At 38.5% G+C, this 12,785-nt stretch carries 11 protein-coding genes and 1 pseudogene; 7 read left to right on the top strand and 5 right to left on the bottom strand.

Going from position 1 to position 12,785, the window contains the following annotated elements; translation table 11 throughout:
• The 3 genes and pseudogenes from BP621_RS13055 to engB form a co-directional block, all read left to right on the top strand.
• Nucleotides 1-230: pseudogene (locus BP621_RS13055) on the top strand (tRNA 4-thiouridine(8) synthase ThiI); the annotation flags it as partial.
• A gap of 706 nt (nucleotides 231-936) precedes the next feature.
• A complete protein-coding gene (locus tag BP621_RS13050; protein ID WP_292390662.1) occupies nucleotides 937-1,914 on the top strand; it encodes a DHHA1 domain-containing protein in 978 nt (325 codons plus the stop codon).
• Between the two features lie 100 nt (nucleotides 1,915-2,014).
• Nucleotides 2,015-2,644, top strand: coding sequence for a GTP-binding protein EngB (engB, locus tag BP621_RS13045; RefSeq protein ID WP_292390660.1), 630 nt, complete (start codon nucleotides 2,015-2,017; stop codon nucleotides 2,642-2,644).
• Nucleotides 2,645-2,660: 16 nt separating this feature from the next.
• Here engB and BP621_RS13040 read toward each other — a convergent pair whose 3' ends face one another.
• Complete coding sequence (locus BP621_RS13040; RefSeq protein ID WP_292390658.1) at nucleotides 2,661-3,488, bottom strand: helix-turn-helix transcriptional regulator; 828 nt, start codon at nucleotides 3,486-3,488, stop codon at nucleotides 2,661-2,663.
• Nucleotides 3,489-4,171: 683 nt separating this feature from the next.
• On the opposite strand from BP621_RS13040, the gene BP621_RS13035 reads away from it, so the two are divergent.
• From BP621_RS13035 to BP621_RS13020, 4 genes are all read left to right on the top strand, one after another.
• The gene (locus BP621_RS13035; RefSeq protein ID WP_292390656.1) at nucleotides 4,172-5,254 is read left to right on the top strand and encodes a right-handed parallel beta-helix repeat-containing protein; all 1,083 of its coding nucleotides are present in this window, start codon (nucleotides 4,172-4,174) and stop codon (nucleotides 5,252-5,254) included.
• 684 nt (nucleotides 5,255-5,938) lie between these two features.
• Entirely contained in the window at nucleotides 5,939-6,541 is a 603-nt protein-coding gene (locus BP621_RS13030) for a UPF0228 family protein (protein ID WP_292390653.1), read from the top strand.
• An 85-nt stretch (nucleotides 6,542-6,626) separates the two neighbouring features.
• Entirely contained in the window at nucleotides 6,627-7,157 is a 531-nt protein-coding gene (locus tag BP621_RS13025; protein WP_292390652.1) for a hypothetical protein, read from the top strand.
• Between the two features lie 32 nt (nucleotides 7,158-7,189).
• Nucleotides 7,190-7,531: a hypothetical protein gene (locus BP621_RS13020; RefSeq protein ID WP_292390650.1), complete on the top strand. Its 342-nt coding sequence runs from the start codon at nucleotides 7,190-7,192 to the stop codon at nucleotides 7,529-7,531.
• A gap of 463 nt (nucleotides 7,532-7,994) precedes the next feature.
• On the opposite strand, the gene BP621_RS13015 is transcribed toward BP621_RS13020, so the two are convergent.
• The 4 genes from BP621_RS13015 to BP621_RS13000 all read right to left on the bottom strand — a co-directional run bounded on the left by BP621_RS13015 (nucleotide 7,995) and on the right by BP621_RS13000 (nucleotide 12,716).
• The gene (locus BP621_RS13015) at nucleotides 7,995-9,701 is read right to left on the bottom strand and encodes an ATP-dependent DNA ligase (RefSeq protein WP_292390648.1); all 1,707 of its coding nucleotides are present in this window, start codon (nucleotides 9,699-9,701) and stop codon (nucleotides 7,995-7,997) included.
• A 102-nt stretch (nucleotides 9,702-9,803) separates the two neighbouring features.
• Nucleotides 9,804-10,799 carry a homoserine dehydrogenase gene (locus BP621_RS13010; RefSeq protein ID WP_292390646.1) on the bottom strand — a complete coding sequence of 332 codons (996 nt, stop codon included), beginning with the start codon at nucleotides 10,797-10,799 and terminating at the stop codon, nucleotides 9,804-9,806.
• 26 nt (nucleotides 10,800-10,825) lie between these two features.
• Nucleotides 10,826-11,329 carry an amino acid-binding protein gene (locus BP621_RS13005; protein ID WP_292390644.1) on the bottom strand — a complete coding sequence of 168 codons (504 nt, stop codon included), beginning with the start codon at nucleotides 11,327-11,329 and terminating at the stop codon, nucleotides 10,826-10,828.
• 391 nt (nucleotides 11,330-11,720) lie between these two features.
• On the bottom strand, nucleotides 11,721-12,716 hold the full coding sequence (locus BP621_RS13000; protein ID WP_292390641.1) for a helix-turn-helix transcriptional regulator: 996 nt from the start codon (nucleotides 12,714-12,716) through the stop codon (nucleotides 11,721-11,723).
• Nucleotides 12,717-12,785: the final 69 nt, after the last annotated feature.

Here is a 12,785-nt window from a genome sequence, read left to right as displayed (position 1 = left end):
TCCCTATTTATCATCCTTTGATTGCGTTAGACAAAACTGAAATCATGGATATTGCCCGCAAGATTGGGACCTATGATATCTCCAATCGACCCGCGGGCAGCTGTGCTGCTGTCCCTGAGAGGCCCGAAATAGGAGCAAAATATGACCTTATCGTACTTGAAGAACAAAAAATGGATACCGAGACTATGGTTTTCAATGCTATGAAAGCAGCAAAAGTCCTTAAACTCTGAAAAAGGCGATGATTCTTTATATTAATTTAATAATTTTTAACTTTTAAATCTTTTAACTTGACCTTTTATAACTTTTAACTTAAACCCTAAAAATTCTTTTATTTTTTCTTTTTTGACTGGCTTTTATGAAGAGCAGCCTCTATATTCTTACAGAGATCTTCTTCTTTGAAAGGTTTCGAAATATATCCCTCCGGATCTGTTAGCTTTGCTCGTTCAAGAGTCTCAAAATCCGTACAGGCGTTATAGTGTCTTGATTTGGGGTCTCCCTGCCTGTGTAGTAATAGTATGTTCCTGAAAAGCTAGTGTAAATACTTACGTTCTAATTGCAATATTTTGATTTAATCCTCTTTTTATTGTTTTTTTCGTTATTCTTCTCTCTTCTAATTGCTTTTTTCAGAATCTGGCCTGAACTTTCCATCTTTCAAAAGCAAGATATTAATGCGAACTTCTTTTTACCTTAAAACTCATCTGAATAAAAAATCAAATTTAACAACAGGAAACTAATATTCCCTTGAATTTCTGAAAGTGGAAAAAATTGATTCCTGGAAGTAAGAATAAAGGTCTAAAGTAAAAACAAAGATTCAAAAGTAAAAACAAGACTTAACAAAGATTCAAAAGCAAAAACAAGACTTGGAAACAAAAACAGGGGCTCGGTACTGCCGTTAGAAGAGAAAGATAATTTTTTTGGGGAAAAAGGAAGCAAAACATGAAAGAACTCCAGAACTGGTTTAAAGCGAAAACTCTAATCCTTACTCACGGAGATTCGGATGGGATATGCTCAGGTGCAATTGCAAAAACCGCTTATCCGGATGCATATGTGTATTTTACAAATCCGGTAAACCTTCTTGAAAAATTAAGGCTTATAGAGGATGTGAAAACCCTTATTATTTGCGATATTGCAATCGATGAAAGGAACTGCTCTGAACTTCACGCAGCACTCAGCGGACTTGCGGAAAAATGCAACCTTTACTATATTGACCACCACCCTCTCCCGAAAAGCTGTGAAAAAGAAAGCTGGTTCTACCATGATATCGAAGCCTGTTCTTCAGAGCTGACCTACAGGCTCTTTGGGGAACGTCTGGACAGGGATATGCGGAGGATAGCAATCTACGGAGCGATTGGAGATTTCTGCGACAGTACTCCTTATTTAAAGAGCTGGGTTAAAGATTGGGATAAAAGGAGCCTTTATTTCCAGGCCGGAACCCTGACCCAGGCTATTCTATATAAAGGAAGGGAGTACGAATTCAAAAGGGGCCTTCTTGAACCCCTCTCAAAGGATGTCATCCCTTCAAATATTCCAGAGCTGCTTGAACTTGCCAGGGAAGCTGCAATTAACGAGGAGAGATTAAGGCTTTTTGTTAAATATAATGTCGAAGTCCTGAGAAATAGCGCGTATATTGTAAATACAAATAACTCCATTTCAAAGGTAGCGATATACGCAGCCTTTTACGGCAGGCGGGAAGTAGGGATTGCAGCTGAATACCGCGAGAAAAAAGGAGCTTATGACCTGAGCATCCGGTCCCGGGGAGAGATGGATGTAAACCATATTCTCCGCTCAGTTGCCCCAATATTCGGGGGAAGCGGCGGTGGACATCCTCTTGCGGCAGGCGCTCGAATCCCAGAAAATTCACTTAACGCATTCCTCAGGGCTTTTGATAAGAAACTGGGGGAAGCACATGAGTAGAAAAACCAGATCGCTGCTTGACCAAAACTGTTGCATCGGTGTAAAACTGCATATCATTTTCGCTCAAGCCTTTTTTGAAAAGTCTTGGAGGTAAAAAACAATGGAAACCAGTAAGACTGCAGCCGAAAGTGGAGTAAGCTTTGAGATCATTTTCGTAGGCCGCTCTAATGTGGGAAAATCCTCCTTGCTAAAAGAACTATTCGGGGCAAAAGTAAAGGTTGGCAAACGTCCCGGAGTTACCCTGCGCCCTGCATACGCTCAGGTCTCGGACCTGCTTATCACGGATATGCCTGGCTTCGGCTTCATGAGCGGAGTAAAAGACCGAAAGCAGGATATTGTAAAAGACAAAACCGTGCACTATATCGAAGATAATGCCAAAAAGATCAAGCTCGGAGTGCTTGTAATAGACGGCCCGGCTTTTCCGCAGATTGTAGATCGTTGGGGCTCAAGGAACCAGATTCCTATAGACGTTGAGATGTTCGATTTCCTGAGGGAAGTCGGGATTGATACAATTATTGCCGCAAACAAGATGGATAAAGTAAAAGAGAACGAGTACGATTCCCTTCTTGATGAGATTACAGCCCGTCTTGGGCTTGAGCCTCCCTGGCAGAACTGGAAACACATCATAGCGCCTGTTAGCGCTAAAAAAGGAGACCTGAAAGCTTTAAAAAGTCTGCTTCGGGACAGGCTGCACGAAATGAAAAGGGATGACCTATTCAAGTATGTTTGATTTTTGAAAAATCTCATCACTGGGCATAGCTACATTGTAAATTTGCGTCTGAGTGGATCTTATAATACTCAAAAAGCCTTTCTCCCCACTCAATAGCCTTTGAATCAGAGCTAAACAAACCTGTGGTTATATCATATTCAATGCCGCTTTTTTTGTACAGGCTTAAGGCCAGGCATTTATCCGTAACAATTAGACCTATTTTAAGATCTTCATTCTTGTACCTTAACTGAAAATTTTTATAACTTTTCAGTGCTTCCAGTTTTTCTGCATAAGGCGACTGTTTTAATTCTTCTGCAACATTAATAGGAATTATAAGCTCAACAGGACTTCCTTCTTTCACTTTTTCCGAGATAGAATCAGCGTATCCTTCAGTTATCACGGATGATATGCCGTATATATGCTCTGCCTCTTTAATCATTTTTAGCTGATTAGTGTAGACATTAAGGATTTTTGTTCTTCTGTCATGGAGAATTTTAGAATTGTAAAGACATCCAATTTCTTTTAGCAATGAAGTGGGAATTCCCTCCATGTAATGCGTAGACCAGAAATATTTGAATTTATTAATTGTCCCAAATGTTGCAAAAGAATCAGCTACTCCTGAAGCCACAATTTTTCCTACAGGAGTTAGGCAATACTCACGTTCTTTCGTTTCTATTAGAGAATCTTCTTCCAGTTTTCTTAGCTTTGGAATTATTGCCTGGGATGTACTTCCAGTAATTTCACGCAGTTGGGAAAGTTTTCTGCTGCTCTCGTTCAATGATAGAAGTATCTCGGTTAGAAGTCTTGACCTGTATATGGCCTGGAGATTATCTTCCATTTCATAATAAATTTCAAAGCTATTCATTTCCGTCGCCGCATCTACAAATTTTGTCTTCTTTCTTATTGAATTCCTCTAATACAATATATGTTTTTATTTCCTGTTGGGTCACTTATCTCATATTTATTTTGCTAATTTTCTTGCTTAGTGAAGAGACGAACAGTAAGATTTTTGTTAAAATATAGGTCAAAATTACTCTGTCAGTTTAAACCCTGAAACTTCATAATTTTCGATGAAAAAAAGTATCGTATTAATGAATGTTAATCAGATCGATTAAAATTCGTCGACGTAATAAATGTATAGAACAAGATTAAAACTGCTTTTGAATGTGGAGTTCAAACAAACCCTCCAGAGCAGATTTGAACTCCACATTCCTAGAGGCAAGGAAATGATAGCTTTAAGAAATACTTAAGGTTTGCCGGATCCTGACTCCTAGAAAAAATAACTAGGAGTAAGACGAATGACAATAGGAATAAGATTTAGAACATATGCTTTGCTTACTTTAGCATTGCTGGCGAGTTTCTTAATTATTGACAACTATGGCCTTGAAAAATTATCCATTTCAATTGGATAAATATTTAGGTCATTCTATGAAAACTCCTTGTTGATTGAAAACTCTGTTACCAATTAGTAGACTAATAATTACATATTACAAAGGAATATATAACATGAAGAAAATATTTCTTTTTTTAATACTACTTTTCATGTTGGTGATAATTTCACGCGCTGAAGCAGCTACAATCATAGTAGATGACGATATTGAGGAAGCCAATTATCAAAATATCCAGGATGCCGTTGACAACGCTACTAGTGACGATACAATTCTTGTATATCCTGGAAACTATACGGAAAATGTGTATGTTGATAAAGAGTTAAAAATTGTTTCTCTCTCTGGAAATCCGGATGATACTGTTATTCGTGCTGCTAACTCTGAAGATGACGTATTCAATGTCGTAGCAGATAATGTAACTATTAAAGGCTTTGGTATAAGTGGTGCTAGAACAGATCAGTATGGAGATGATAAAGCCGGAATTTATTTTGAGGGAGTCAATAACAGTGTCATAAAGAAAAATAATGTTTTTTCAAATGGTTATGGCATTTTTTTGTTAGACTCGTACAACAATACACTTACTGAAAATAATGCATATATGAGTGGAATTGGTGGGATTTTCTTATGGAATTCAAGTAACAATAAGCTGAATAATAATCTCATAAATGCGACCAATCACGAAGGCATATATATATACACATCTAGTAATAATAATGAAATAAGTAATAATACTGTCACTTATGCCGGATTTGGGATTGATTTGGTTTATTGTGAAAACAATAAAATCGTAAATAATACCATATCAAACACTGTTTCAGGAATTTTTCTTAGCAAATCAAGTCGTAATTTTCTGATTAGCAACGTTGCAAATTTAAATAGCTGGAGTGGTATAGATCTTGAGTACAGTACAGAAAACACACTATACAACAACACTGCAAATTTTAACAACAATAACGGAATATTTTTGATAGAATCAAGAGATAACAGATTAGACTATAATAATGTCTCAAATAATGCGGAGTATGGTATAAATATCAATAACTCCAGCAGGAACAATGTATTAACCGGCAACATTGCAAATTCAAATGGTAAAAAAAATATTCATGTTGTTGATCCAGAGAATAATACAATAAACGGTCTAGCTCAAGAAGTGCCATTTCAAGGCTCTGTACTGACAATTATTACAATTATAACCATAACCTTAATTCTTGGCAAAAGTATTTATAATCAACATTTTAAATAATATTGTATTTTGTATGTAAATGTATGGTTTTCCCACAGATTTTCCCAAAGCTCCTCAAGTTCTTTTTTATTTCGAGTTCTTCCTTTTATTCTGTAATATCTTTGAATAATTTATTGACGGATGGCTTCTCTTATCGTTTTCTAGCAATATCTGTTGGGTTCCTCATCTAGAGTAGCTGAAGAGAATAAATATTTGTAATCAATTTATTTTTTGATAGAGCCTATCCCAAAACCATGAACCTGGAATAATCACTCTAATTTCTAACATGAAAATAGTATAGATTTCGGAATAAAATTGGTTTTGGGATTAGCTCATAAATACCTCTGCCTTTTTGACATATTTTTATAATTTTATTCAGTAAAAGAAACATCTTTGGAATCCTATTAAGGTACTGTGTATGTTGAGATTATTTTTACTATTTTTATTATTTAGTCTAAATAAAAACTATTTAGATTATCTACCTTATGTAAAATTGAATCCTTGATGTCAATTCAAACTCTGAAACTTCATTATTCTAGTGAAAAAGAGAATCGGTTTAATGAATGTTAATCAGACTGGTGAAAATTCGCCAACGCAATAAATTTATAAAATAAGTTTAAAAGTATTTTTTAAATTTGAAGTTCAAAAATCATTCAGATTAGATTTGAACTCCACATTCCCAAGAGGTATAGGTGGAAATTTTTCATGATGAAAAAATCAATTTATAAAATATTGTTTTTAATTGTTATTATTATTTTTCTGATTATTGTAGTGCCCCTGGTACTATTTACATCATCACCAAATGTTGATTCAAAAATGTCAATTGATAATGAAACACTTGTTAAAGAACAACAGATAGCTGGTTTATTTATTGAATTTGAAAATGGAACCACTGAGCAGGAAGTTAAAACGATTCTTGAAAATTCCAATATACCTGTAAACTATAGTATAGATTACAATACTGACCTTAGCTCAGGAAGGAACTATGCAAAAGTAGAAAAAGACAAAAAAACTGCTGTAGTAGATGAATTTAATAAAGGAGAAAAAATTCCTGAACTTGGATTTCCTCCTGATATCAAAAAAGGAGATTATTACATAATTGTATCCGAACAAGGTTTTGAAAACGAAAATTTTCTTAATGTGATGAAAAGAAATAATCTTCAGGTGAAAATGACAACTATATGTTATGTTTCTTTTGGAAATGAACCAAAAAATTGGATTCCAGAGAGTGACGCAATCATGATAAGAAATGAACTTGAAGCAAATGAAAAAGTATTTATTGTAAATTTTGACGGTGTTGCATATTAAGATAAGTAATGATTTGACTTCTAGAAAAGCTAAAGCGCTGGACTAAGGATAACCTCTTTCTGCGGACTTGTAGTACAGATTATAGATGGAACTAAACCTGAGGAATAAATTCTTTCTTTTAATTTTTTCGATTATGGAGTTATGTTTGAGTTTTTATGGGGGTATAAATATTAGAAAGTATCGAAAGACATTCATCTTTTTAGGAATTCTAATACTGATTTTGCTGAATTATTTCGTCGTTTTCCCATATTTGTTAGTTGGCTCTCCTGACCCTTTATTTTATATATCTAATAATGATCTCCAGAATCATGAGGTAACAGTTGAAGTATTTGATTCGTATAATGAATCTATATTCAAAGGAACTTATGAACTAGCTCCTGACGAGCACATCGCTCAGCCGAAATCATTATGGCTATTGCTGAGATGGTCAATGCCATGGTCTAAAGGAAAATATACATATTTTGCAGAGGGGGAGTATGAATTTAAAGTTATTTTAGATGGCGAAATTACGGACACCTGCAGAACACTTCCACATGCCTGGAGTTCTGTAGTGATAGATATAGATAAAACAAATAATTCCGACTCTTCAATGCGTATAAGAGTAACAACAGTTTAATTTTCATGATAAAGATGCTTGGAGAGTACTGTATGAAATCAATGACAACAGCTTTAATGATTATTTCTTTTGGAGTTCTTGCACTATTTCTGGTTTTCTTTTTAGTGATTTATCAGCCTGGTGCAGGTATGTATGTTCGCGCAGATAAACTTCAGAGCCCACCAGAGAAATATGTGGAGTTCAGTTTAGAAAGTCTCGAGAAATATCCCTATGTTCAAGAAGCAGTAAAAAACCCAGGAACAGAAATTAAGCTCCCTTTCGATAATGACGACGGAAATATGACAGAGTTTGCTAATATTATGTATGATAATGGAACTAATTATATAAAAATTAGTAATGAGTATTATGATATGCATTATGAATCCGCTGACTAATCAGGTCGTTGAGGATTACTGAAAACCGTAAGCCTGAGAGTTTCTCTTCTTTTTTCCAAACAAGGAAATCATACTATTTTTAGATTTGATCAATGACTCACCCTGACGACACAGACACTGCAGATGGTTTTGATTGACCACATGATAGCATTGTTCAGTATGAAGTTTCCCATAATTTTCCCCATAATTTTGATGCAGAAGATCAAAACTCGGTACTTCATCCTGAATGTATAATGAATTATGCCTGTGCTCAACAGGGTACGAATATAAGGTGTACTTCCTGTCGTAACACTGTAGATTGAGGAAAAGATGGAAAACAAGCAGTGACAAATAAGTTCCTTGCCTCTAACTAAAAAGAAAATACTTACCAAGCAAGGAGGACAAGAGTTTTAAACCATTCTAAAAAAAGAATATTTAAAATTTAATGTGATTGCCGCAAAAAGAAAACGGCAGTCACCACCTTTTAAAGCCTTTTCAACTGCTGGCTGTATACCTTTCCAATTCTCTGGATTGTATCGGCTTCTTCGGGGTCTTTATCGTCCCGGATGCGGATAAAGCGTGGAAAACGTAACGCGAAGCCCGAATCATAGTTGGGGCTCTTCTGGATTTCTTCAAAGGCAATTTCCAGGACTATCTTCGGCCGGATTGCAAATACACCGCCTGCTTCTCCGCCTTCCATGAGCCCGGAAAGCATCTCTGTGAGCTCCTTTAGCTGGTCATCGGTCAGGCCCGTACCCACCTTGCCGACCTGAAGATAACGCAAGGTTTCTGGGTCATAACAGGCAACTGTGTAAGAACCTATGAGATTTGCACGCCTGCCAAAGCCCCATTCGGCTCCAACCACTACAAGGTCAAGGGTTTCCATAAGAGGCTTTTTCTTAAGCCAGTTTTTGCCGCGCTTGCCAGGGGAATAAAACGAATTCGGATTTTTAACCATGACACCTTCATGCCCGGCTTCTAAGGCTTCCCTATAGATCTTCTCTATAAGCTCGAGGTCTCCGGTTATTACCTGTTTGTCCACACAGATGGATTTTGAATCCTCGATTGAACTTTCCACGCAGGACTCAAGCGCTTTTCGCCGCTCAATCAGGGGCAGATCGATCAGAGTTTTGCCGTTTAAGTACATGATGTCAAACAGGTTGAGCTGAATAGGAATGCCAAGTGCTTTTTCCTCCACGTCGTACTTGCGCCGGAAACGCTTAAGGATCTCCTGGAATGCCCTGGGCTTACCATTCTCGTCCACTGCGACGGCTTCTCCGTCAAGGATTGCAGATTCGGCCTTTACGTGTTTGCGGATTATCTCTACAAGGTCAGGGAGGGAATTTGTAACATTTTCAAGCTTTCGTGAAAAAAGCGTAACCGAATCTCCAGCCTTATGGACTTGGACTCTTGCTCCATCGAATTTCCATTCGATCGCAGCCTCCTTCATTTCCTTTATGTCAGCAACTACGTCAGGGCTGATCTGTGAAAGCATCATCTTGATCGGGCGGTTGATTTCAATTCCCAGGTGTCCCAGGGCTTCCATCCCGCCTTCCTTGGCAGTTGCAGCAACTATCCCTAGGTCGTTCGTAACCATAAAAGCGTGCTCAACTACATCAGCAGGCACGGAAAAAGCCTTTGCAGTTGCATCCCTTACAACACCTTCTCCGACGCCTATGCGGAGTTCCTCAAGCGCAAGCCTGGAAATATACTTTGCTTCCCTTGGGGTCGAGGAATTGAAGAGAAACTGAAGGTTCTTTATTTTAATGTCCTGTGAGCCTTTCCCTGAGGCTTCGGAGGCGATTTTAAAACGATTATAAACTTCGGTTATTGAGAGCTCGGGCTGCTCTTCGAGAAAAGAAGAAAAAGTGACCTGATTTTTCCTTTTTTCCTTGAGGATAAGAAGGGCTGTATCTCCGATATCTCCGGTAGTTCGGATAAGAGATTCTATGCTTTTTACCGACATTCCAGAGGCTCTGGAAAGGGAAACATACAGCAGGCTTGTGCCAATTCCCAATTGCTCTCCACTCCAGGCAGGAAAAACCTCACTCATAATAAAATGAGTTGCAATGGGCAGCTCTTCGACATCAACCTTTTTAAGAAGGTCAGCAACCCGGTTTGTAGTATCAATAGTACTCGAGATTTTTTCAATCGCCTGGCAGGTTTCTGCAAATTCCCTGAAACTTGTCATGATCAACGCGGCTTTTTAATTTTATTTTTTTCGAATTCGGGCAAAACTTAAATTCTTAACCTGAATTCTTAACCTGAATTCCTAATCTGAATTCTTAACCTATCAATTCTCGTAAATTGCGATCAGATCGCTGAGAATCGCACTTGCGGTTTCAATCGGGCCTGCACCCTTACCCGTAACCGTAATTTCTCCTGCAAGTTCGGTATCTACCGACGCCACATTCAGGGTCCCTCCGACTGCAAGAGGATGGTTGATAGGTACAAGTCTGGGGGATACATGAATTCTTTCCCTGCTGACCTCTCCTATCAGCTTGATCACATGCCCTCTTTCATAAGCCATCTCAAGGGCTTCAGGGGTAACTTTCGTGATTCCCGTAACTTCAACGTCGTTATAAGTAGCATCAAGTCCGAAAATTGCATTGGCAAGAATAACGAGTTTGCAGGCTGTATCAATTCCTTCCACATCATATGTAGGGTCGGTTTCAGCAATACCAAGTTGCATGGATTCGGCTAGAATGTCATTGTAGCTTGCCCTTTCCTCTAGCATTCTTGTCAGGATATAATTACAGGTCCCATTCAGAATTCCTTTGATACTTTTAACCTTATTGCCTGCAAGCACCTCGTTTGTCAGGTTGATAATAGGCATAGACCCGCCGACTGTCGCTTCGAACCTGAAATGAGAGCCTGCTGACTTTGCGGCTTCCATGAGTTCCCTGTACTTAAGGGTAAGAGGCCCTTTATTGGAGGTAATAACATCTTTTCCAGTCTGGAAGGCCGCAAACATGTTCTGCAGACCTGCTCCGCCAGTTTGTATATTCGTTGGGGTAGTCTCGATTACAAGTTCATGAGCTACGGATTGGATAACCTCAACTCCAGAGATACTCTCAAGGGCTACCGTTCCACCTGTCATCTTTCTAGAAAGGCAGTCAGCAAGGTCCACACCCTCAGGATTGACAGTTGCGCCCTTTGAGTCCACAACAGCAACCACTTTTACTTCCAGCCCGATACTTTCCAGATACTCTTTTTTCTTAAGTAGTACTTCAGCCACACCCTGTCCGATTGCACCGAACCCGATAATGGAACAGCACACTGTTTTCATGTTTTCAAATCTCCTAAAACTATTTTTCAGGCCTGAATCTCAATTGGAAGAACCATAAGCAGGTCTTTTTTTGCCGAGACCTCTTTGAGAATGGCGAGTGCCCTGTGCAAATCCTCTTTACCAACAGCATCGATTCTTATGAGGGCTGAAGAAAGCATATTGATACCGGGCATGGAAAGGGAAAGATCCACAACCTCAGCAAATCCTGTTCTGTCAATCTCATCAATAGTATCCTGGATCCCGGTATGTACCACATGCCCTATGAGCACCACATTTATGCTTTCCCTGAAACGGTGTTCACCGACTCTTACAACTCTAATTCCGTTTTCTTCAAGCTTCGCCTTTATTGTTTCAATGCTTTCAGGTTTGGTTTCAAGTACAAGCTTTACAGGTACTGTTTTTCTAGGGGTTCTCTTCTGATGGTGATGTACTACTGTTATCAGGTTAGCCTTACATTCCGAAAGGGGCTGGAGGGCTAAAAGCATCTGCCCGGGTACATCTTTTAATTCAATGTCCATGGAAACTCGCATGTTGTCCCTCGTACATTTTTTAATAATCCCTTATGCAATTTAAATAATAATTTTACCAATCTACAATGTTCATTCACGCATTATTAAACAACTTACTGTCAGGGTTGAAGTGGTATATCAGGATATCCGGTTTCAATCCAGCCATATATCCTCTTGAAACTGAATTTCATAACCCGAGTTTCAAATCCATTCCTGCAGAGCAGGGCCCTATTACTCGTATGCGATTAGCACATTTATATCGGTAAGCAATTCTGGGAATAAGAGATCAAAAAGGGTGCTCAAATATACCACGTACTCTATTGTTAACCTTTTCTGCTGCTTAGTCAGTGAATTAAGTTATATAGTTTACTGTTTATTGCCCTTCAAAAAAGACTTTAGGGTAAATATCCGCTTACTCCTTCTTGCCTTCATGTTTTTTCTGCTTGGATATGTGTACGTCCGGAATACGGATTATGTTTCCCCTTCCTCTTTTGAATTTCTCAATTAGCCCGCGCTCCTCAAGATCCGAGAGCATAAGACTGACTTTGGATTCCGAATAGGGGGATTTTTTTCGCAGTTCTCTCTGGGTAATTCGGTTTCCACTAGCTCGGATCATCTCCAGAATTTCCCTGAGATCCTCAGGAAGATTGAGCTTTGAATGTTCCTTTATTTCGGAACTCGATTTATTCGGTTTCTTCTCATATAAAGGAGGATTCGAGATATTCTGAACCTCTTCTGTAGGCCTGTTCTGCTGTAAAGATTTGCCAGTACTGGATGTTCCTTCAGACCTTTCAGCAAATTGCTCAGAATTCAGTTCCGAAATTTCAATAACGTTTTCTGATGAATCGGTTTCGACCTCTTCAGAAAATATTGCATTTTTTATGGAGTTTTCAGACTCCAGCAGGTATGGCTTTTGGTAACCCTCAGGAAAAGGAGGCTTTGTCAATCTTTCATGCTTCTTTCCTAACAGGTAGACTGCCAGCAGCAGGACTAGCAGCAGGACTATGAAAACCAGGAAAGCAGGAGCTAAAACGGCATATTGAGAGTTTGCCTGGGATACAGGCTCTGTTTCTTCATAATCCAGATTAGGGGCTTCAAAGTTACCCTGGTCCAGAAGCTCTTCATGAGAAGGTGGGAAGAGAAGAAGATCACATCTATACTGTCCTTCACCTGAGATCACAACTTTTTCCTGTGCTGTATAAACGACCCTGTTTCCTTCAAGATAGTTGGCATTTATTTTATAGGTTCCGGGGGTTAGATTGAACGAATACTCAGAATCCGTTGCAATAATATTCTGTTCCGGGGTAGAATTAATCTCTACAACTGAGTTATTAAGAGGCTTAAAGGTATCCCACTCGTAGACTGTCCCGTGAATTGTGGCCGCGATTGCATTTCCCTGTAAGACCATAATGAGAAAGAAAACAAGTGAGAAACTGCATAGCTTTCTAAAATTCACGAAATGTTAAATGGGTTTTTA

The organism is Methanosarcina sp. UBA5 (genome assembly GCF_002505485.1).
Taxonomy (GTDB): domain Archaea; phylum Halobacteriota; class Methanosarcinia; order Methanosarcinales; family Methanosarcinaceae; genus Methanosarcina.
This window is presented reverse-complemented; position numbering and strand designations above follow the sequence as displayed.